This window comes from Fictibacillus halophilus (genome assembly GCF_042680145.1).
Classification (GTDB): Bacteria; Bacillota; Bacilli; order Bacillales; family Fictibacillaceae; genus Fictibacillus; species Fictibacillus halophilus_A.
The window spans coordinates 20975-42131 of sequence record NZ_JBHTNQ010000007.1 but is presented as its reverse complement, the minus strand read 5'-3'; the positions used below and the strand labels follow the sequence as shown (position 1 = coordinate 42131).

General features: G+C 40.6%; 25 protein-coding genes. 16 read left to right on the top strand and 9 right to left on the bottom strand.

Going from position 1 to position 21157, the window contains the following annotated elements; all coding sequences use genetic code 11:
• Nucleotides 1-6: 6 nt before the first annotated feature.
• From ACFQ4X_RS17830 to ACFQ4X_RS17815, 4 genes are all read right to left on the bottom strand, one after another.
• Complete coding sequence (locus tag ACFQ4X_RS17830; protein ID WP_156774208.1) at nucleotides 7-144, bottom strand: hypothetical protein; 138 nt, start codon at nucleotides 142-144, stop codon at nucleotides 7-9.
• 264 nt (nucleotides 145-408) lie between these two features.
• A complete protein-coding gene (locus tag ACFQ4X_RS17825) occupies nucleotides 409-969 on the bottom strand; it encodes a GNAT family N-acetyltransferase (protein ID WP_379837545.1) in 561 nt (186 codons plus the stop codon).
• Nucleotides 970-1220: 251 nt separating this feature from the next.
• A complete protein-coding gene (locus ACFQ4X_RS17820) occupies nucleotides 1221-2351 on the bottom strand; it encodes an amidohydrolase (protein WP_379837543.1) in 1131 nt (376 codons plus the stop codon).
• A 155-nt stretch (nucleotides 2352-2506) separates the two neighbouring features.
• Nucleotides 2507-3421 carry a TIGR01777 family oxidoreductase gene (locus tag ACFQ4X_RS17815; RefSeq protein WP_379837541.1) on the bottom strand — a complete coding sequence of 305 codons (915 nt, stop codon included), beginning with the start codon at nucleotides 3419-3421 and terminating at the stop codon, nucleotides 2507-2509.
• Nucleotides 3422-3504: 83 nt separating this feature from the next.
• Between ACFQ4X_RS17815 and ACFQ4X_RS17810 the strand changes: the two genes are divergently transcribed.
• From ACFQ4X_RS17810 to recX, 3 genes are all read left to right on the top strand, one after another.
• A complete protein-coding gene (locus tag ACFQ4X_RS17810) occupies nucleotides 3505-5607 on the top strand; it encodes a carbon starvation CstA family protein (protein ID WP_379837539.1) in 2103 nt (700 codons plus the stop codon).
• Complete coding sequence (locus ACFQ4X_RS17805) at nucleotides 5604-5810, top strand: YbdD/YjiX family protein (protein ID WP_379837537.1); 207 nt, start codon at nucleotides 5604-5606, stop codon at nucleotides 5808-5810. Before ACFQ4X_RS17810 ends, ACFQ4X_RS17805 begins: the two co-directional genes overlap by 4 nt.
• A gap of 119 nt (nucleotides 5811-5929) precedes the next feature.
• The gene (gene recX / locus ACFQ4X_RS17800) at nucleotides 5930-6745 is read left to right on the top strand and encodes a recombination regulator RecX (RefSeq protein ID WP_379837535.1); all 816 of its coding nucleotides are present in this window, start codon (nucleotides 5930-5932) and stop codon (nucleotides 6743-6745) included.
• Here recX and ACFQ4X_RS17795 read toward each other — a convergent pair.
• Nucleotides 6732-7412 (bottom strand): SDR family NAD(P)-dependent oxidoreductase, encoded by a 681-nt coding sequence (locus tag ACFQ4X_RS17795; protein WP_379837952.1) that lies wholly within the window; start codon nucleotides 7410-7412, stop codon nucleotides 6732-6734. The two genes, recX and ACFQ4X_RS17795, sit on opposite strands and share 14 nt — an antisense overlap.
• A gap of 61 nt (nucleotides 7413-7473) precedes the next feature.
• On the opposite strand from ACFQ4X_RS17795, the gene ACFQ4X_RS17790 reads away from it, so the two are divergent.
• Complete coding sequence (locus tag ACFQ4X_RS17790; RefSeq protein WP_379837533.1) at nucleotides 7474-7782, top strand: YfhH family protein; 309 nt, start codon at nucleotides 7474-7476, stop codon at nucleotides 7780-7782.
• A 239-nt stretch (nucleotides 7783-8021) separates the two neighbouring features.
• On the opposite strand, the gene ACFQ4X_RS17785 is transcribed toward ACFQ4X_RS17790, so the two are convergent.
• Nucleotides 8022-8189 (bottom strand): YpzG family protein, encoded by a 168-nt coding sequence (locus tag ACFQ4X_RS17785; RefSeq protein WP_077364736.1) that lies wholly within the window; start codon nucleotides 8187-8189, stop codon nucleotides 8022-8024.
• A gap of 39 nt (nucleotides 8190-8228) precedes the next feature.
• Nucleotides 8229-8384, bottom strand: a complete 156-nt coding sequence (gene sspK, locus ACFQ4X_RS17780; RefSeq protein ID WP_066286185.1) for a small, acid-soluble spore protein K — start codon at nucleotides 8382-8384, stop codon at nucleotides 8229-8231.
• A 102-nt stretch (nucleotides 8385-8486) separates the two neighbouring features.
• Here sspK and ACFQ4X_RS17775 point away from each other — a divergent pair, with 102 nt between their 5' ends.
• From ACFQ4X_RS17775 to ACFQ4X_RS17760, 4 genes are all read left to right on the top strand, one after another.
• Nucleotides 8487-8789, top strand: coding sequence for a YfhJ family protein (locus ACFQ4X_RS17775; RefSeq protein WP_379837531.1), 303 nt, complete (start codon nucleotides 8487-8489; stop codon nucleotides 8787-8789).
• A gap of 202 nt (nucleotides 8790-8991) precedes the next feature.
• Nucleotides 8992-9237 carry a hypothetical protein gene (locus ACFQ4X_RS17770; RefSeq protein ID WP_379837529.1) on the top strand — a complete coding sequence of 82 codons (246 nt, stop codon included), beginning with the start codon at nucleotides 8992-8994 and terminating at the stop codon, nucleotides 9235-9237.
• Nucleotides 9238-9250: 13 nt separating this feature from the next.
• Nucleotides 9251-11191 (top strand): insertion element protein, encoded by a 1941-nt coding sequence (locus ACFQ4X_RS17765; RefSeq protein ID WP_379837527.1) that lies wholly within the window; start codon nucleotides 9251-9253, stop codon nucleotides 11189-11191.
• Between the two features lie 132 nt (nucleotides 11192-11323).
• A complete protein-coding gene (locus ACFQ4X_RS17760; RefSeq protein WP_379837525.1) occupies nucleotides 11324-11854 on the top strand; it encodes a DUF4871 domain-containing protein in 531 nt (176 codons plus the stop codon).
• Nucleotides 11855-12004: 150 nt separating this feature from the next.
• Here the strand turns inward: ACFQ4X_RS17760 and ACFQ4X_RS17755 are convergent, their stop codons facing one another.
• Nucleotides 12005-13006 (bottom strand): metal-dependent hydrolase, encoded by a 1002-nt coding sequence (locus tag ACFQ4X_RS17755; protein ID WP_379837523.1) that lies wholly within the window; start codon nucleotides 13004-13006, stop codon nucleotides 12005-12007.
• A gap of 38 nt (nucleotides 13007-13044) precedes the next feature.
• Here ACFQ4X_RS17755 and ACFQ4X_RS17750 point away from each other — a divergent pair, with 38 nt between their 5' ends.
• From ACFQ4X_RS17750 to ACFQ4X_RS17740, 3 genes are read left to right on the top strand one after another with little or no spacing between them, the layout of a single operon-like run.
• Nucleotides 13045-13359, top strand: a complete 315-nt coding sequence (locus tag ACFQ4X_RS17750; protein ID WP_379837521.1) for a hypothetical protein — start codon at nucleotides 13045-13047, stop codon at nucleotides 13357-13359.
• A 1-nt stretch (nucleotide 13360) separates the two neighbouring features.
• Nucleotides 13361-14476 (top strand): A/G-specific adenine glycosylase, encoded by a 1116-nt coding sequence (mutY, locus tag ACFQ4X_RS17745; RefSeq protein WP_379837519.1) that lies wholly within the window; start codon nucleotides 13361-13363, stop codon nucleotides 14474-14476.
• Nucleotides 14473-15228: an SDR family NAD(P)-dependent oxidoreductase gene (locus tag ACFQ4X_RS17740; protein WP_379837517.1), complete on the top strand. Its 756-nt coding sequence runs from the start codon at nucleotides 14473-14475 to the stop codon at nucleotides 15226-15228. Before mutY ends, ACFQ4X_RS17740 begins: the two co-directional genes overlap by 4 nt.
• 232 nt (nucleotides 15229-15460) lie before the next feature.
• Here ACFQ4X_RS17740 and ACFQ4X_RS17735 read toward each other — a convergent pair whose 3' ends face one another.
• Nucleotides 15461-15685, bottom strand: a complete 225-nt coding sequence (locus ACFQ4X_RS17735) for a hypothetical protein (RefSeq protein ID WP_066286205.1) — start codon at nucleotides 15683-15685, stop codon at nucleotides 15461-15463.
• A 143-nt stretch (nucleotides 15686-15828) separates the two neighbouring features.
• Here ACFQ4X_RS17735 and ACFQ4X_RS17730 point away from each other — a divergent pair, with 143 nt between their 5' ends.
• The 5 genes from ACFQ4X_RS17730 to ACFQ4X_RS17710 all read left to right on the top strand — a co-directional run bounded on the left by ACFQ4X_RS17730 (nucleotide 15829) and on the right by ACFQ4X_RS17710 (nucleotide 21102).
• Nucleotides 15829-16005: a gamma-type small acid-soluble spore protein gene (locus tag ACFQ4X_RS17730; protein ID WP_226537168.1), complete on the top strand. Its 177-nt coding sequence runs from the start codon at nucleotides 15829-15831 to the stop codon at nucleotides 16003-16005.
• Between the two features lie 593 nt (nucleotides 16006-16598).
• The gene (gene ntdP, locus ACFQ4X_RS17725; RefSeq protein ID WP_077364724.1) at nucleotides 16599-17126 is read left to right on the top strand and encodes a nucleoside tri-diphosphate phosphatase; all 528 of its coding nucleotides are present in this window, start codon (nucleotides 16599-16601) and stop codon (nucleotides 17124-17126) included.
• Between the two features lie 63 nt (nucleotides 17127-17189).
• A complete protein-coding gene (locus ACFQ4X_RS17720; RefSeq protein ID WP_379837514.1) occupies nucleotides 17190-18932 on the top strand; it encodes an ABC transporter ATP-binding protein in 1743 nt (580 codons plus the stop codon).
• 213 nt (nucleotides 18933-19145) lie between these two features.
• Nucleotides 19146-20153, top strand: a complete 1008-nt coding sequence (locus ACFQ4X_RS17715) for an ABC transporter ATP-binding protein (RefSeq protein WP_379837512.1) — start codon at nucleotides 19146-19148, stop codon at nucleotides 20151-20153.
• On the top strand, nucleotides 20128-21102 hold the full coding sequence (locus tag ACFQ4X_RS17710) for an ABC transporter ATP-binding protein (RefSeq protein ID WP_379837510.1): 975 nt from the start codon (nucleotides 20128-20130) through the stop codon (nucleotides 21100-21102). The genes ACFQ4X_RS17715 and ACFQ4X_RS17710 overlap by 26 nt, the downstream gene beginning before the upstream one ends.
• The last annotated feature ends 55 nt before the right edge of the window (nucleotides 21103-21157 follow it).

Here is a 21157-nt window from a genome sequence, read left to right as displayed (position 1 = left end):
CACCACTTATGAATAGTCTTCATTCGTCATTTCTTTAGTTTCTGCAACGGACTCTGCAGATTTTAATTCTTCTTTGTAAGTGACTTCTTGCGTTTTGGTTAAATCATTATTTCGTTCTTTTGCTTCGCGTTTGCTGCTTTTCATAAGTAATGCCTCCTTATAAATTGTCTGTTTTTGAGGTTGTTGATTTCCGCTCCAGGATGCTCGCTTTCCGCGGGGCGTGCGGTGAGCCTCCTCGCGCTTTGCGCCTTTAGGAGTCTCACCTGTCCCGCTGATCCCGCAGGAGTCTCGCACCTTGTGCTCCAATCAACTTGTCAAAGAAGGGTATTCACAAAAACCAAAAAAGACCACCTTCAAAAGATGAAGGTGGTCTTAGTATGTGCAGGCTTTATAAACATGTTACGTGTATTAAGCTTCCTTTAATTGCTCTTCTGCCACTTCAAGCGGCTGAGTACGCAGCTGATGCATTAAATAGTTATCTTTTTCAATCTGATAAAGGTTATAAATTTCTTCGCCTTGATTGAGCTGGTCGTAAATATCCTTGCGTGATTCATTTGCAAGTGTCACATAAGGGATTTTTTCTGCAGCTTTTTGTGAGCGAATGTTTACCTTTCGGATTCTCATAAATACCGTATGAATATCCTTTTCAAAAAATAACTCAGAAAAGAATGCTTCTTTTGCTATGTTATTATAACCCTTGCCAAAGTATGGCTGACCGATCCATGTTCCAAGAAAACCGTAGCCATCTTGAACATCGAATAAATTAATGGTGCCGATAGGATTATGCCACTCATCCAAAATCGTTCTGGAAATGATTTTTCCTTGGTCTTCTTCCTCGATCGTTTGCTTCGTTAAGAACATGAATTCCTCAAAAGAAGCAGCTTTTTGACGTACAAAAGGGAAGACGTCTGGGTGCACCATTAAATTGTAAAGAACATGACTGTCTGATAAATCACGCTTTTTCAACAATTTAATCCCTCCTAGAGGGCAGAATTATCCCCCACCCTCGAATTAAGAATAAAAATTAATTCGGGGTGGGAATCGAACCCACTAGGACCAGTCATAGCTGGTGGCGCACCAATTGCCTTCCCTTGCTCAATATTTAATTTATGAAAATAATTTTGGTGTTCAAAAGAGCACTTTTTAGTTAGACCGGATTAATTGAAATCCGCATGTTGCTCTTCTTGTATCATAAGACATTTTTCTAAAAAAGAAAATAGTTATTTTGTAGATTTTTTGTAAATTATTTCGCCTTCAATCATCGTCATAACTGGAGTAGCAGAAAAGTGGAACGGATGCTCTGTCCACAAGGATAAATCAGCATCTTTCCCGGGTTCAATACTTCCGACACGATTCGCTATTCCAAGGTTTCTGGCTGGTGCAATCGTGATTCCTTCAAGCGCCTTTTTTTGGCTTAATCCTTCCCGTACTGCAATGGCTGCACAAACGTTCAAGTATTGGATAGGAATATAAGGATGATCAGTTGTGATCGAAACTTCGACATTATTTTCAGATAATATGCGATACGTGTCCCATGTTTTGTTTTTTAGTTCAATCTTAGACTTTCGGGTTAATGTTGGCCCAACGCTGACCTTTAGATTTAAATCTTTTAACGAATCTGCAATTAAGTGTCCTTCTGTACAATGCTCAATCCGGAAATCTAGGTTAAACTCTTCTGCAAAACGGATGGCTGACAATATATCATCTGCACGATGAGCATGAATGCGCACAGGTATTTCGCGATTTAATGCTGCAGCAATCGGGGCGACACGGAGATTATCTTGGTAAGCAGAGCCCTGTGCCTGGTAAAAAGCTTCACGGAGCATACCCATAATTCCCATGCGGGTAATGGAATCATTGTGGCGTCCGCTATGAATCCGTTTAGGATTCTCTCCTAGTGCAATTTTAAGTCCTGCCGTTTCTTTGATAATCATTTTCCGTATATCATGGCCATGTGTTTTAATAACTGAAGTCGTGCCGCCGATAACATTCGCGCTTCCTGGCATGATGTGGGCGGTCGTAACCCCGAATCGTACAGCATCTTTAAATGCAATGTCCAGAGGATGACAGCCATCGATCGCACGAATATGCGGAGTAAGCACCTCGTGTGTTTCATTGGCATCATTTCCTGCCCAGCCTGTTCCTTCATCGTAAAGACCCAAATGTGTATGTACATCAATAAATCCAGGGAGAAGATGAAGGTTTTCTGCATGTATAACCTCCATTTCAGAAGCAGGCTCTATTGAAGTTTCAACGGCAACGATCTTGCCGTTTTCTATTAATACATCTCCTTGCTCCAGCTCAGAGCTTGTTATTGGATATACTTTTGCTTTTTGAATTAACTTCTTCATTATGAATCACCTAGTCATTTGTTTTTATTAGGCTCATTTCGAAAAGATTGTTGCTTTGGAACATTTTTTTGGAGTACGCTTCTTCGACTAGTTGATTGGAGCGGAAATCAACATCATCTATTAGCAACAAGTATTACGAAAACAGCCTTTTATTATCATTGTAACAAATCATGTAAAGCCCCCTTTAGGTGTGGAAACTTAAACACATAACCTAAGTTTACCGCTTTTTCAGGAATTACTTGCTGGCCTTTTAAGATCAGCATGCTCATTTCACCAAAAAGGAGCTTAAATGTAAATGAAGGGGCAGGCAGCCAGTGCGGACGGTGCATCACTTCACCTGTAACTTGGCCAAACTCTTTCATCGTAACAGGATTTGGAGAGGTAACGTTTACAGGACCTCTATAATCATTGTCTTCTATGGCTTTTTGAATTACCCATACAACATCCTCTATATGAACCCATGAAACCCATTGGCTGCCGGATCCAACAGTTCCTCCTGCAAAAAAACGATAAGGGAGAGACAACTGGGGAAGGACACCGCCATTTCGTCCAAGAATGAGTCCAAACCTCGTAATCACAGTCCGGCAGCCTAACTCACTTGCCTCACTTGCTTTTGTTTCCCATGCTCTTACAACTTCGGCTAAAAAATCGGTACCAGCTGATGTTGTTCTTTCAGTAAACACTTCCGATTCTGAAGTGCCATAATAGCCAATTGCTGAAGCGTTAACCCATACCTCAGGCTTTTGGGGCATTTTTTGAACGAGTTGCAAAAGGTTTTCGGTCACTTTTAAACGGCTGTTTAAAATTGCTTTCTTCTTCTCTTCAGTCCATCTCCCATTAATGGACTCGCCAGCAAGATTTATCACAGCGTCAATAGGAGGAAGCTCAATTTCTTGTTCGGCTAGCCATTGAACATAATGAACCTTTCTTTCGTTTGTCTTTTTATTGCTTCTTGTAAGAATGAATACTTCATTTCCAAGTGAGGTTAGATATTTTGTCAGTGCACTTCCAACAAAACCTGTGCCTCCCGTAATTAAAATATTTTTCAAAAAAAATCCACCTCTTCTCATAATGTTATTTAAAAATTAAGAATATTTGTTATAATTCATCTTGTACATACTATAGTACCACTATTGAGGAGGAGAAAATGCATATGGAGCTTCAACGAAATGTACCCGCAAAAAAGAAGAATCCTTTTTTGAAAGCGCTTTTGTGGATAGGTATAGGGCTAGCTGGAGGAATTGCACTTTCAATCATTGCTCTGCAACGGGATGAAAAGATCAACGCTATTTGGTTTGTCGTTGCTTCTTTGTGTACGTATGCGATCGCTTATCGGTTTTATGCGCGATTTATTGCAACAAAGATTTTCAGCCTCAACAAAAACAATGCGACACCTGCTGAAAGATACACGGACGGAAAAGATTATGTCCCAACAAATAAATGGGTTTTGTATGGACATCACTTTGCAGCGATAGCAGGAGCTGGTCCACTTGTCGGTCCGACATTAGCTGCACAAATGGGATATTTGCCAGGGACTATTTGGATTATTGTCGGAGCAGTACTGGCGGGGGCAGTTCAAGACTTTGTTATCTTAATAATATCTATGAGACGCAGAGGTAAATCAATTGGTCAGATTGCTAAAGAAGAAATTGGACCAGTTGGCGGTATTTTAGCTTTAATCGGTGTTTTTGCTATTATGATCATTTTAATTGCAGTACTTGCATTGGTTGTTGTTAATGCACTCAAATCCAGTCCATGGGGTACCTACACGATTGCAATGACGATTCCTATCGCTCTATTTATGGGCATTTACATGCGTTATTTAAGGCCGGGGAGAGTTGGAGAGGCATCAATAATTGGTTTTGTTTTATTAGTTTTCGCATTGATCAGCGGTCAATGGGTTGCTGATTCCCCAACACTTGCACCAATTTTTACATTTGATGGTGAAACTTTGGCTTGGATGCTGATTATTTATGGTTTCTTAGCATCAGTGCTTCCTGTCTGGATGCTCTTAGCACCGAGAGACTATTTAAGCACATTCTTAAAAGTAGGAGTAATTGGAATGATGGCACTAGGTATTTTAATTGTTATGCCTGAAATTCAAATGCCTGCTCTTACAAAGTTCATTGATGGTACTGGTCCTGTATTTGCAGGTAATCTATTTCCGTTCTTGTTTATTACGATTGCATGTGGAGCGGTTTCTGGTTTCCATGCTCTTATTTCTTCAGGAACTTCACCTAAGTTGATTGCAAATGAGAGTCATGCTCCAATGGTAGGTTATGCGGGGATGCTGACAGAATCTTTTGTAGCTGTTATGGCTATGGTTGCTGCAACATTATTAACTCCTGGAATTTACTTTGCAATCAATTCACCAGGGGCAGCAATTGGTCCTGATGTTGCCACAGCAGCAACTACGATTTCTTCATGGGGCTATACCGTTTCAGCTGATGAGATTAATGAACTTGCTAAAAATGTAGATGAAGAGTCTATTCTTTCCCGAACAGGAGGAGCACCTTCACTTGCTGTGGGGATTGCACAAATATTTTCACAAGTTATTGGCGGGCCTCAATTGATGGCTTTCTGGTACCACTTTGCGATACTTTTTGAAGCGGTGTTTATATTGACCACCATTGATGCAGGTACAAGGGTAGGGCGTTTTATGCTTCAGGATCTTCTGGGCCAGGTGTATAAACCACTTAGAAAAACGGATTCAATGGCCGCCGTTTATTTTACAAGTGCACTTGTTGTAGCAGGCTGGGGTTACTTCCTGGTAGTTGGTGTTACAGATCCGTTAGGAGGAATTAATACCCTGTGGCCATTGTTCGGTATTGTTAACCAGATGCTCGCTGCAATCGCTCTAATTGTAGCAACCACTGTTATCTTAAAAATGGGGAAAAAGAAATATGTGTGGGTAACGTTAATGCCTCTTGCCTGGTTGATGATCGTGACATTCTATGCTGCGTGGCAAAAGATTTTTTCTGACATCCCGAAGATTGGTTTCTTAAAGCAGGCAGAGGTTATGAAAGAAGCTGCAGCAAGCGGAAACTTGCCGCCTACTGTCCCATCCATTGAAGCTGCAGAGCGTCTTGTTTTTAATAACACATTAAACGCTTATTTAACAGCGATCTTTATGCTGCTTATTTTAGGAGTGCTAATTGATGCAATGAGAATCTGGTATAAAGCCATCAAGAGTGATAAACCTTTAGAAACGGCTGAAGAGCCATTTGTGCAGACAAAGCTTGGTGAGGTTTCATGAGTTTAAAAGCAGCTTGGGAATGGGTGAGAAGTATCTTTCAAGTGATTTTTTATATAGGAAAAGGCATATCAAACCTGCCTGACTACCAAGCTTATGTAAAACATTTGGAGAATAACCATCCTGAAAAGAAACCTCCAACTGAAAAGGAGTTCTTTGCGGAATTACTTGAAAATAAATATGGCGCTAACGCAAAACGCTGTTGATAAGCTAAAAACAAGTGCAGGCTGCACTTTCACGAAAAAGCATCTTCTCTAATGGGAGGATGCTTTTTTCTAATAAAAAACGAATTATGGTACACTAATGGGTGAAAGAAGGTGGGTAGATGGCTGTAATAACAAGGATTTCTGCTCAGCAAAAAAATGATGAACGATTTAATGTATTTATTCAAAAAGGAAAAAAAGAAGAGTTCGCTTTTAGTGTGGATGCTGATGTTTTAATAAAGTTTCAGCTGCAAAAAGGTATGGAGATCGATGAGGATGAATGGGAAGAAATCATCGAAGAAGATGAGTATCGAAAGGCTTTTAATAAAGCACTCCATTTTTTGTCGTATCGAATGCGGACAGTCCATGAAATAGAAGCGTTTCTTGAGAAAAAAGAGGTCACTGAATCCACGATCAAAAGGGTAATCGATAAATTATCAGAGTATGATTTTGTTAATGATAAAACGTTTGCGGAATCGTTCGTAAAAACCCGTATGAATACTTCTTTTAAAGGACCGGGTGCTATCCGCCAGGAGCTTAAGAAAAAAGGCATAGGCGAAGGCGATACGGAAGAGGCGCTAGACCAGTTCACATATGAGGAACAGCTCGAGGCTTCCGTGAAGTTTATTCAAAAACAATTCAGAAGCAATGCAAAACGTTCTGAGAAAGAACAAAAGCAAAAAATCGCTCAGCAGCTTCAGCAAAAAGGATTCAATTGGGAAGTGATTGAGATGGCTTTCCAAGAAGCAAAGATCAGCCAGACTGCTGAAGAAGAAAAAGAAGCCCTGCTGGCTCATGCGAAAAAAGCGCATCAAAAGTATAAGAAATACAGCGGCTATGAGTACGAGTCACGCATGAAGCGGTTTTTATACGGCAAGGGCTTTGATTCATCAGTTATATCGGAAGTTCTAAATGGAGACGAGCTTAACGATCTATAAAAATTTCTGATCGGTTATCGTCCTGATCGAAAATCATTTTTGCTACCGTTTCTGGAGATTTTAAACGGGAGCGGTCTTTAATGTGATCTGTCTCATCCCAAAATGGCGTATCCATGCCACCCATATAGACCGCTGTAGGGAATATACCGGTTCCTTCCCATTCTTTAACGAGGCTTTCTGTAAAACCGCGTACAGCAAATTTCGTAGCGCAATAGACAGACTCATTCACTTTTCCTCTTAGGCCGGCAGTAGAGATAATGTTCATGACCTTGCCGAAGCCTTGTTTTTTAAAAAGAGGAAATACTGCTTGTGAAGGATAAAGCGTTCCATATACATTTGTATTGACCATGAGCTCAATATCGTCTTTTGTTAAGGCGTTTAGAGGTTCAAAAACACCAATTCCTGCGTTGTTTATTAAAAGGTGTACAGATTCTTTTTCAAATATTGCATGTAAAACGGTTTGGACTTGCTCATAGTTGGCAACATCACAAACTTGATAGGAAACGCGATTATCATTTTGCGTTATGGTTTTTACGGCTTCCTGAAGTTTCGTTTCCGTACGCCCAATCAGGCATACATTAAATTTTTTGATGTATTGCTTTGCTAAGGCCAATCCAAGACCTGACCCGCCGCCTGTAATAATGACAGTTTTATTCAAAATAATCACTCCTATGTAAAGTAGGTTTGAATCCACGTTTCAGCGTACAGAAAAGAGAGGAAAGATTCAAATGGAAAAAAGATTTAGCGAGATGACTGAGTCTGAAATAAGAGCAGAAATTGCTTCCTTAAGGGCAAAAGCACAAAAAGCAGAACAAATGGGCATGGTAAGTGAGTACGCTGTTTATGAACGTAAAATTGCTATGGCTAAATGCTATCTGATGGATCCTGCAACCATTGAAAGCGGAAAAGAATATGGCATACAAGGAGATCCTGGCTCCACTTTTTCTGTTCTTTACCTAAATGGTATTTTTGCCTGGGGCTATAAAAATAAACAGAGTACGTTAGAAGCGTTGCCGATTTCTGTTCTGGAGGTATAAACCCGTTTTTTTCTATTTGCAAAAAAACTTCTTTGAAAAGTTGATTGGAGTGCAAGGTTCGAGACTCCTGGGGGACGAGTGTGACAGGTGAGACTCCTATGGCGCATAGCGGCAGGAGGCTCACCGCACGCCCCCCGGAAAGCGAGCACCTGTAACGGAAATCAACCACTTCCAAGAGCAACAAAGCTTTACGAAACATAAATAAAGAAGCGATAACAGGACCGCTTCTTTATTCTTCACTATGAACGCTTACGTGTTTGAATTTCAAGCACATAGTTATTTAGTGCTTGCTGGGTCTCCCCATTCACTTGATTGTACGCATGCTTCGAATTGGCACGCGGAGAGTGAAAGGGGTCAGAGTATTTTCCGTTAAATCGTGTTGATGAGAAGTAATCTTTCTTGTTCAACTGATTCACCCCCCAGAATGAAATTCATAACCGCAAGAGTTACTGATCATCTCGGTGTTGATTGGATAGAAACATTCGCTCCTGTGGATGGTCGCGAGTTGATCCATCTGGCCGTTTAGAAGAGAACTCTTCTTTTGCTCTCGGCTCACCTGAGAAGGAGATCCGATTAGGGAAGTTTTTCGATTTATTACGCATGTGGTATTACCTCCTTTAAATCGGTTCTCAACTAGTATGAAACGTAATAGAAACCTTTATGTGACGGGACTTTCTTTAAAAATTGGATAAGGAGGGAGAATAATGGAAGAGCGTTTTGACAGATTGGCGAAAATGTTGCAAAAAGTGAACCCAGGGCTAAGTTATCATGAATCAAGGGAATGGGTGGAAGGATTATGGGAAGATTTTGAATCAACCCGAGCAAAAGCAGGCAGGGAATATGAGGGACAAGATGTAACCGAGAAAATGGTAACACAGCTCATTAATTCTTACGGCCACAAGCTGCACGAATACTTCTCCAGCAATCCAAAATTTCAGCGATTCATTAAAAAAGACGGGCCGATTAACTGTAACGGGTTCTCTTTTGGAGGAGAAAACATCAAATAACAGCTTAAATAGCATACCAATTCGCAGGTGAATTGGTATGCTATTTTTTATTGTTATATCAATGTTTTTGGCGATTTTATGTATAATTTAGCACCCGAATTCGCATACTAATTAGCAGGATGACAATAACTATTGTCACGCTGCTAATTGCACTGCTAAAATAGGTGTTAATTTGGTTACCAATTTTGAAAGGAAGAAAAAGATGCCGACAAAGACGCTTGATTTTATTGAGCCTAAAAACAAGAATGCCAAAACAGTGGATTGGCACATCTCAGAACAAACCCGTTCTCTCGTCAAATACTATGCCGAATACTGTGAGATCACAGAAGATGAAGTGGTGGACTTGTTCTTAAGCCGAAACCTTGTAAAAGACGAAAACTTTATCAGCTGGATTGAAAAAAGACGGAACAACAAACGTATTATGAAGTCAATCGGTTTAGAACTATAAGGAGGATTACTGATTGGTCAAGCTAAAACGGCTTCTTTCAAAAGACGAATCACTAATTGATATTGAAACACCAATTGCCCATAAAGAATTGCAGGATCGAAATCAACAGTACCCTCTACTTCCGCCGTTGCAATTCTCTAAACGTTATCACCCAATGCTGTTCCAACCTGTTTCTTATAAGTGGAAAGGCGAAGAATATAGCCTCCAGATGAACCACTGTCTCAATCCTTATTGTGAATCGTTTGGACTTCCTCAGGTGAAGTATCAAACGGTCAAAGGAAAACCCAGCCGCTACAAGTTAGTTGGAGCAAATTACGATAAAAGAATCCAATGTAACGATAATCCTCTCCCTTCCAAATCTGATAAGTCAACGCTTGGCTGTACATCCAGTGTTTTATCAAACTGGTCTATTGCAGAAGAAATCAAACGATTGGTTGAGGCGGAGTCAGTTGCCGAAGTGAACCCAGAGTACACTTTTCATAAAGATACTTGTACAAACGTAGATTCCACACCGTTTGATGAACCGCAGTTTTTCTATAAACAAGGAAAAAGTAGAAGTAACTCTCAGCGGTATCAATGTAAAACGTGTAAAAAGAAAACGAATGTCCTTCCAACACAGCGACAATCAAGCACTTATCATCAGAAGAGAAACGATATTCTTCCGACGTTCACAAGGATGTTATTGAACCGCACACCTGTCAGTCGAACGTGTGAAGTCTTACAAATCGGCAGGAAGACTTACTACACGAAATTAGAATGGATGTACCGCCGTTGTTTAGAGTTTTTAAATCGGTATGAAAAGAAAGGTTTTCAGCAGCTGAAGTTTGATGAAATGTGGCTGAACACCGATAAGATGACCTACCACTTGAACAATGTGAGAAAAAAGGGTGAAGGTGGATTCCATTATCGAAACATAGATGCGGCGATGTTTCCGACAAATATCATCGTTACAACGGATACGCATAGTCGTTATGTCTTTCGAGCTGATGTGGCATATGATTGGAACGTAACATTAGAAGATATCGCACTTGATACCTTTCTTTATAAAGAAGATCATCTGTCGGAATTCAGTAAGAAGAATGCCCGTTTTAGAAAATACACGAGCTGTCCGATGCCACCTACTGCCAATGACACTGAAACAAAGGGTGAGTACCATTTAGCTTTATCCGAGTGGGAGAAAAGGCAGTCTTTTATCGATGGCTTACACGTTCAGGCGACTTATACAAACATCGCTCATTACTGGTTGATCAAAGAGATGGTTCAAGCGAAGGAATGGCGGTTTATCACTGATGACGATGCCTCCATAATGTCCGCCTTATACCGTACATTCTCTAATGAAATTCGAACGTATGATGCACATCATTTTTTATGTAAGACCGACAAAACGAAATCGAAACAACAGGCTTATGAAGAGTATAAGGATGCGAGAATCAACCTCAAATGGTGGGCTGACGGTCAAGACCTTCAAACAAAATCTTACTTCCGAATAGCTACACGATATCTAGAGGAACAATTAAAAATACACTCTTTCTATCAAACGGTTACAACCCCTGTAAAAACGTATATTAAAGATGCGAACAATCCATTAGAACATCCCATCGCTGCAATTGATAAAGGATACTATTCCGTTGATTGCAAAACGGACGTGAGTGGTCTTTCTGAGAAGGAATTAGCGAAGCTGTTGATCCAAGTGAACGATCAATCATCTGATGCGTTTATCCAAGTGATTAGACGAAGACTAAACATCTTAGAACGTCCACTTGTAACAGCTAGAGGAGAAGGTAAAAGCTATATCTATGCCAATTTCAATCCAAAGTACGCACAGTTCGCTCTAACCATCTTAAGAACGTATTACAACTTCTGTATGAAAGATAAACAAGATATGACTCCTGCACAACGGATCGGTTTAACGGATAAGGTGTTTGAGTTAGAGGATATTATATATTTGAGGTAATAAAAAACACCTAAATAACTCTGTAACGAAAAACACCTCACCTTTGAGGTGTTTTTTTAAAAGGTTTGTTGGAATTTTATGTTAATATTTAAATATGAAAACAAGTATGATTACTAAAAAGGAGGAGTTTATTTGAAAGTTAAATTTTCTTTACTCGTGTTTTCTTTGTGCTGTTTGATTATGAGTGGTTGTGTTTCAGAGAAAGAGGAGACAAAGGATGAAAAAGCACAGCCCGTTATGCAAAATGATGATTCGCCTAGTTTTGTTAGCGATGATGATATTAAAAATATTGATTGGGACAATACGATTTCAAAAATAGGGACCAATGGAAACAGTGATATCTTTGGAAATCCAAACAAAGTCGGTTATGTTGGACCAGATTTACAAGCGAAGAAAAAAGATAAATGGTTATGGCACTTCTTTGGGAAAGCAGAAGGAGAATTAACCGTGGTAGCTTATCATCAAGAAACATCTATGAAAGAGCCTTTGTTAACTAGTGGTTATACTAGAGATTTTTCAGGAGGAGCAATGAACGGGGCAGATGCCACGATGCCTTCTAATGTTTCTTTACCTTCATCTGGGAAATGGGCATTGCTTGTCTATATTGATGAGCAGTTATTTGACACTTTAGTAATAAACGTAAAAGATAAAGCAACTGAATAAAGTAAAAAAAAGACCAGATTTATTTCTGGTCTTTTTTGATGTTATTTACATAACCAATCATAGTGCTATTTCCTATGCTAAAAGGCTTGCGAATTGCCATTTTCTCCTCCAAAAGAGAACCCGTTAGATTAACTGAGCCCGTCTCTTTACTTATTCATTGTTATTTAAAAGATCCATCGGTGAGAAATCCATTTTCTTTTTCAGACGGTCTTCAGAATATACCCATCCCGTATAAGATGTGATAATGTTCAGGTTCTCATCGAGCTGGACCATGGCAACAAAGGGATAGTGACCTTTACTTCTATATCTTAAATCGATAAATTGGACCATATGTCCATGATCATTTTTCTCAACTTCCCATCTGTGAACAGGGGAGAAGGAAAGAAAGGCCGAAATATTTTTATCCAATTTTGCCGCATCGACGATCTTTGTCTGTGGAATGGGGAGCCTGTCAAATGTATCCCAGATCGTCACTTTCCCATTTTTTAAGCCAGCAACGAAAAATTCATGCTTTGATTTAATGGCCAAATGATATTGTCCCCAGCGTATTGTGGGACTCGCATAAATTTCTTCTGCTTCCGGTATTTTTTCTAAAACGATTTTATTTACTCTTTGACGTGCTAGAATGCGCCAGATGTAATAAAACACAAGAATGATATACACCGCTAAAAATGTGTATCCCGGGTGGACTCCAACATACCAGAGAAGAAGCCCCGCGATATGGAGGAAAAAAATAAATGGATCAAAGATGCTTATTACGCCAAGAGCAACCCATTTCTTTGAAACAGGATATAAGGCTTGAGTGCCATAAGCGTTAAAAATATCTACAAATACATGCAGGAAAACAGCAATAGCGGTCCATAAGAGCAGCTTTCCGCTATCTGCCTGCGGAACAAACAATGAAATGATGCCGAATAAAAGAAGCGGCCAGATCACCAATGCAGGCAGGGAATGGGTTAGACCCCTATGATTACGAATATAGACTGCGTTGTTTTTTAGCTTTAGAATAGTATCAAAATCAGGAGCCTGGGAACCGATCAAAGTCCCGGCAAGGATGGCTTGGGATGTCGCTGGATCATTTGCAATTGCAGGGTCCAGCATGGCTAAACCGCCTAATCCCAACCCCATCACAATATGTGTGCCTGTATCCAAGGCGACCACCTCCTATGTAGGGAATGGAGTGAAAGTTAATGTTAACAGTTTTCATGGAGTATAAAGTAATTCCACAGACACTTCAATCATATGAGTACGAAATGGCATCTGTGATTGATGAGCTTAAAAAACTAGGCGCAGCCGACATTCAGTGGTACAGAGCTGCGGATCAGCCGTCGCTTTATGTTGAATATTTTAAGGTTAACGATAAAGAAGCATATGAAACGATAAAAGAAAAACGTACGTCTTCAGAGCACCCTGTTTTTTCAAAACTTTTCCCGTTTGTGTCAGGGGGAGCAGAAAAAATTCACTGCTGGGCGTTTGAAAAAATGAACGTAAAGGAAGATTTTTAAATTGAACACAACAAGTAATAGTATATTTTCCCTCGAAACGTCATATGTGAAACAATTTCAAGAACAATTGCTTACTTGGTATGGTGAAAATAAGCGAACTCTGCCTTGGCGTGAAAACCAGGATCCCTACCGTGTCTGGGTATCCGAAATCATGCTTCAGCAAACAAGAGTGGATACGGTGATTCCTTATTTCGAACGGTTCACAAGTCTTTTTCCTACTCTTCAAGATCTTGCTTATGCTGATGAAGAGAAAGTACTTAAAGCTTGGGAGGGTCTAGGTTATTATTCCCGAGTTCGAAACTTACAAACCGCTGTAAAGGAAGTATGCGAATCTTATGGCGGAAAAGTGCCTGATACACCTAAGGAAATAGCAGGTTTGAAAGGTGTTGGTCCTTATACTGCTGGAGCCATTTTAAGTATTGCTTATGGCATTCCTGAGCCAGCAGTCGATGGCAACGTGATGCGTGTTTTATCAAGAATACTCTTAATAGAAGAAGATATCAGCAAGCCTAAAACCCGGATTTTGTTTGAAAAAGCTGTTCGCGAACTCATATCCCACGAGGATCCGTCATCTTTTAATCAAGCGATGATGGAGCTTGGTGCGTTAATCTGCACACCGAAATCACCAGCTTGTTTGCTTTGTCCGATGAGGGAGCTTTGTAAAGGTTTCGAGCAAGGAAAACAGCATGAGCTTCCTGTTAAGCTTGGTAAAACAAAGGTCAGAAAAGCAAAGATGGCAGCAGGAATTTTAACCGGAGAAGATGGACGTTTCCTTATTCACAAAAGACCTTCAGAAGGTTTGCTGGCAAACATGTGGGAGTTTCCGAATACCGAATATGTTGGTGAAAACAAAAATGCAGAAACAGAAGCGTTAAAAGGATATTTGGATGAAAATATTGGTGTCGAGGTTTTGCTTGAGGAAAAGGCTGGCTATATTGAACATGTTTTTTCACACTTAAAATGGGAAATCAATATATGGCAAGGAAAAATGCTGGATGGTACTGAAGAGATGCCGCCCGATTGGAAATGGGTAACAGTAGACGAACTGGATCAGTATCCGTTTCCTGTTTCTCATCAAAAAATTATCAGGCTTATTAAGGAGGCGATTATTGTATGAACTTAGAACTTGAAGGAAAAGCAGTCCTCGTTACAGGCGGATCAAAGGGCATCGGACAGGCGATTGCATATGCATTTCTAGATGAAGGCGCAAAGGTTGGAATTGTAGGACGGACCCTGAGTGATTTGGAATCAGCTCAAAAAGAAGGCATCGAGATTTTTCAAGGGGACGTAACTGATGAACATGATCGGGAACGTGTGATGAAAGACTTCTTGGAGAAGTTTAGTACGATTGATGTACTCGTCAACAATGCGGGCGGCAGTAATGGATCAACTGTTATGGAAACAAGCATGGAGCAATTTGAAGAAGCGATGCATCTGAACTTTTTGTCAGCTGTGGACTTGAGTAAGAAAGCTGCTGCAGTGATGAGTGCTAATGCCGATGGGGGAGCCATTATTAATATTTCGTCTATCTTCGGCCGTGAATCAGGCGGTAAGCCAACTTATAATGCAAGTAAAGCGGCAATGATTTCTTTCACGAAATCATTTGGAGATGAGATGATTTCCAAAGGTGTCCGTGTAAACGGGGTAGCTCCTGGTTCTATATTGCATGAGACAGGAAATTGGAAAAAAAGATTGGAACAAGATCCAGATAAAATAAATGCATTCGTTGAAGAACATATTTCGGCTGGACGTTTCGGTACAGTCGAAGAAGTTGCAAATGTAGCTGTATTTTTAGCTTCTAAGAGAGCTTCCTGGGTCGTCGGCAGCACGCTGAACGTCGATGGCGGCCAGTCATATAGCAACTTTTAATAAAAACAAGCCCCAGCGAAGCGGAGGGCTTGTTTTTATGCGCGTTCGCAGAGATTTATGCGCGTTCGCAGAGATTTATGCGCGTTCGCAGAGATTTATGCGCGTTCGCAGAGATTTATGCGCGTTCGCAGAGATTTATGCGCGTTCGCAGAGATTTATGCGTGTTCGCAGAGATTTATGCGCGCCGTCAAAAAAGATCCCCAGCACGCTGCACGCTGGGGATCCACCTTATTCAATCATATTTAACTTCGGTCCCGTGTGTCCAATCAGCTTCGCCGCGCTTTAAGCCGCCGCGAGCTTCGATTTCTTTAATAATTTCTCTGTGAATACTCGTGCCTTCTTCGTTTAGATAAGGGGCCATCTGCTGCAGTGAGTGATGAAAATAGGCGAGCTCTTCGTCTTTCCATTCATTTTTGCTGGTCATACTCAGTTCGGTCATATCTCTTCCTACATACATGATTTCAATCCTCCTTAAATTAGTGTAATCATTCATTTATCCCCCAATTTTTTAACTTTTAATACTGGAAATATATATTAATAAAAACACCTTATAAAACACATCTCCCCCGGGTAAATTATATTTCGTGGAGGTGAAAAAACATGGACAAACAACAACAACAAAAACAACAACAACAGCAAGCTCGCCAAAAGCAGCAAGCTCAACAACAACAAGCTGGTCAGTCTTACGGAACTGAATTTGCTAGCGAAACTAACGCTCAAGAAGTTCGTCAGCAAAACCAACAGTCTCAACAAGGTAAGAACCAACAACAAAAATAACCTCTATCCAGGAATGCTCCCTAATCACTAGGGGGCATTTTTTGGTTTAATTTTTTTATTTAAAGGCTCTTTTCTAAAGGATTGTTGATTTTGGTTCTTATTTCTCTCTTCATCTGCAGGTTGAATGAAGCGCAAGGTGCGAGACTCCTACGGGACGAGCGGTCAGGTGGAGACTCCTAATGGCGCAAAGCGGCAGGAGGCTCACCGCACGCCCCGTGGAAAGCGAGCAACCTGGAGCGGAAATCAACCACATTCAAGAGCAACAATGAATAAGAAAACAGCCTATTAAAAAACCAGTACGTTTTCTATACATAACCGATGGGAATACTAATAGAGCGGAATTATTATAAAAAAGGCGTTTATTTTTAAAAAACAGGGACAAGTACATTTCCAAACTATTCTTAAAACGATATAATAAAGTAGAGAAAAAAACGTGTTTTGTAAGAAAGCAATGATCGGGAATGAAAAAACAAATGTAGAACGAGGTTTAATCATGGAGCTGGTGAATTACCGACAAATGGATAGAAGAAAGGAGAGTCAGCAACTCAATAGGTAACATTAGCTTCCGGAACTCGGGCAGAAAGGAGAGAGAGATGAGTTTTCCTGCAACCGGAAGTATAATCAATATTCAAAGCTACAAACATAATGGCTACCTCCACCGTAACTGGGAGGATACTGTTATTTTGAAAGGGACGCCCAGTCAGGTTATCTGCGGTAACGACCGGATACTGGTTACCGAATCTGACGGCCGTCAATGGCGGACAAGAGAACCTGCTATATGCTATTTTAATTCTAAGCAGTGGTTCAACGTGATTGGCATGATACGTGAAGATGGTATCTATTATTACTGCAACCTTGGCTCGCCTTTTATGTGGGACAAGGAAGCATTAAAGTATATTGATTATGATTTAGATATTAAAGTCTTTCCAGATGGAACTTATATCTTATTAGATGAAGACGAATATGAGCTTCACAAAAGAATGATGAGGTATCCCAGTCAGCTGGATACGATTATTCAAAAAAATCTTCAAGAATTAATCATGATGGTTACACAGAAAAAGGGACCATTTGAACCTGGATTTGTGGAACAATGGTATGAAAGATATTTAGAATTTCGTTAAAAAGGAAAACCTGTTGATAGCCGGCAGGTTTTCTTTTTATGAATACAGAATGGTGTGATGTGCATGGATAGTATCAAGCGGTATTTGGCTTTTGTTAAGCCATACAAATGGCAGATTTTCTGGACGATTTTAATTGGTCTTGCTAAATTCGGAATTCCTTTAATGACTCCGCTTATTCTCAAATATGTGGTGGATGACATTATTCAGACTTCATTGCCGTTTAATGAAAAGATGAATAAACTATATTGGCTGATGGGCGGTGCAGCTGTAATATTTGTTGTTCTTCGTCCACCGATTGAATACTGGAGACAGTATTACGCGCAGTGGGTCGGAAGTAAAATTCTATATGATATCCGCGATAAGATGTTCGACCACATTCAGCGCTTAAGTCTCCGTTTTTATTCAAACAACAAATCAGGAGAAATTATTTCAAGAGTAATTCATGATGTTGAGCAGACGAAAACGTTTGTAATCACCGGCCTTATGAATGTTTGGCTTGATATGGCAACCATTATTATTGCTGTAGCCATTATGTTTTCCATGGATTTCTGGCTGACCATCGTCGCGCTATCGATGCTGCCGGTCTATGCGTTTTCGGTAAAATTTTTCTATGCCCGTCTCCGCCAGCTGACAAAAGACCGTTCACAGGCACTTGCAGAAGTACAAGGGCATCTGCATGAACGAGTTCAAGGTATGTCAGTTATTAGAAGCTTTGCTCTTGAAGATCATGAGCAAGTTCAGTTTGATAAGCGCAACTCGAAATTTTTAAATAAAGCAATGGATCATACGAAGTGGAACGCAAAAACATTCTCTGTTGTAAACACAGTGACAGACATCGCTCCGCTGCTTGTTATTGGTTTTGCTGCATATCAAGCCATCAGCGGGAACATCACGATCGGTGCCTTAGTAGCTTTTGTGGCATATATGGACAGGCTTTACAATCCGTTACGACGCCTTGTCAATTCTTCAACAACACTAACTCAATCCATTGCTTCTATGGACAGGATGTTTGAATTCCTGGATGAATCTTATGATATAGAGGATTCGCCTGGAGCAAAGCCTCTTAACAATGTAAAAGGGGCACTGGACTTTGAAAATGTTTCTTTTTCATATAATGAGGAAGAAGCAGATGTACTGCATAACGTCTCGTTATCTGTCGTACCTGGGGAAACGATTGCCCTAGTCGGAATGAGCGGGGGAGGAAAGTCATCGTTAATTAGTCTGATTCCCCGGTTTTACGATGTAACAGAAGGAAGCATCAAGCTTGATGGAACAGATATACGAGATTTTCAGGTAAGATCTTTACGCGATAAAATTGGAATGGTTCTGCAGGATAATATTTTGTTCAGCGAGTCTGTACGAGCAAACATCCTCATGGGAAACCCGGAAGCTTCAGATGAAGAGATGATCTTAGCCGCTAAGGCAGCGAATGCACACGATTTTATAATGAATCTGCCGCAAGGATACGATACTAAAATAGGAGAGCGCGGCGTAAAGCTTTCAGGCGGCCAAAAACAGCGTGTTGCCATCTCAAGGGTATTCTTAAAAAATCCACCGATCCTAATTTTAGATGAAGCTACGTCAGCACTTGATTTAGAAAGCGAGCACCTTATTCAAGAAGCGCTTGAGAAGCTCGCAAAAGACCGGACAACGTTCATCGTTGCACATCGGCTGTCCACGATTACTCATGCAGACCGCATCATTGTTATTGATCATGGGAAGATCGCCGAAATAGGCAAACACAAAGAATTAATGGAAAAACAAGGACCATATTATGATTTATTTACGGTTCAACAATTAAGTTAAAGAAATTAAAGACTGGCAGATGCCGGTCTTTTTTATGTAATCTTTCATGAAATAAATCCAATAAAAGCATGACTTTATACCTACATCCAGAGGAGTATTTGTCGATTATTCTGAAAATTAATTATTGTCAAAATGTCAGAGTAGTGTCATAATTCACAACAGAGAAGTAATATTCTAGTAAATTTGACAGCTTAGAGAAAGGAGTGAGATCTCATGGGGAATCCAGTTTTAGAAGTTAAGAATCTGAAAACTTCTTTCCTGACAGAGGATGGCGCAATTCCAGCTGTTGACGGTGTCGATTTTCACATCAATCCCGGCGAAGTTTTAGGAATTGTTGGTGAATCCGGCTGCGGCAAGAGCGTAACATCACTATCTGTCATGGGCTTAGTACCTACCCCGCCTGGGAAGATCGAAGGAGAAATTCTCTTTAAAGGTGAAAATCTTGCTTCTGCACCAGAAAAAAGGATGCGGCAAATTAGAGGCAATGAGATCGGAATGATTTTTCAGGAGCCGATGACAAGCTTGAATCCGGTTATTACAATCGGTGAACAGCTTATTGAATCACTGCGTATACATAGAAAATGGTCAAAGAAAGAAGCATGGGGCAAAGCGATTGAAATGCTTAAGCTGGTTGGATTGCCAAGAGCTGAAGAGCTTGTAAAAGAGTATCCGCATCAGTTATCGGGAGGTATGCGTCAGCGCGTCATGATCGCGATGGCCATGATCTGTGACCCGAAGCTTCTAATCGCGGACGAGCCTACAACTGCTCTTGATGTAACGATTCAAGCCCAAATTCTAGATTTAATGAAGCGGTTAAACAAAGAAACAGATACTGCCATTATGATGATAACTCATGATCTTGGTGTAGTTGCTGAAATGTGTGAACGAGTAGTTGTTATGTATGCTGGAAAAGTAGTTGAAGAGGGCTATGTGAAAACCATTTTCCAAAACCCGCAGCATCCATATACAGTAGGACTGATTAAATCAGTACCAGATATGAGGGAAAAGGTTGGAAGACTTTATTCCATTCCTGGAAATGTTCCAAAGCCTGGATCCATTAAAACAGGCTGTTCATTTGCACCTCGCTGTGAGCATGCAGGAACAAGATGTATCTCTGAAACTCCGCATCTTAAAACTCAAGAAGGCAGCCATCAAGTGAGATGCTGGCTTTACGAGGAGAAAGGAGTGAACCTGCATGAGTCAGACACAGCTATTAGTTAAAGTAGAAAATCTTAAAATGCACTTTCCGATTAAAGGCGGAGTGCTAGGCAAACAAGTCGGCGAAGTAAAGGCTGTAGATGGTATTTCCTTTTTTATAAAAAAAGGAGAAACACTTGGACTCGTAGGGGAGAGCGGATGCGGAAAGTCCACAACAGGACGAATGCTGCTAAGACTTTTAGAACCTACTGAAGGAAAAATTTACTTCGAAGGCGAAGATATTACAAAACTTTCAACTAGCGCGATGAGAAAGAAACGCCGCGAAATGCAGATGGTGTTTCAGGATCCTTTCGCTTCACTCAATCCGCGTCATACGGTTGAAAAGATTCTAGAAGAACCTTTGATCGTTCACGGTGTAAAAGATAAAGCCGAACGAAAAAGAAGAGTTAAAGAATTACTTGAAGTTGTAGGGCTCAGCAGCTGGCATGCAAAACGCTATCCTCACCAATTTTCAGGAGGACAGCGTCAGCGGATAGGGATTGCCAGAGCTCTTGCTGTTAATCCGAAGCTGATCATAGCGGACGAGCCTGTTTCTGCACTGGATGTTTCCATTCAATCTCAGGTGCTGAACCTGATGCAGGATCTGCAGAAAGAATTCGATCTAACATATCTGTTCATCGCACATGATTTGGGAGTTGTACGCCATATCAGTGACAGAGTTGGAGTGATGTATCTGGGGCATATCGTGGAGCTTGCCGATAGTGAAAAACTATACGACAACCCGAAACACCCATACACTCAGGCATTATTATCTGCTGTTCCGATTCCAGATGTTGAACATCAAAAGGACCGAGTCATTCTCCAAGGAGATGTACCGAGTCCGTCCAATCCGCCAGCTGGCTGTCCGTTTCATACGAGATGCCCTGCAGCGATGGAACATTGTGCATCAGTTAAACCTGTTTTAAAAGAAGTTGCTGAAGGCCACTACGCTGCCTGCCATTTATACGAATAAACGGTAAGCGCGTACATATACACAAAGGCACTATTAAAATGAGAACTGGGGGAAA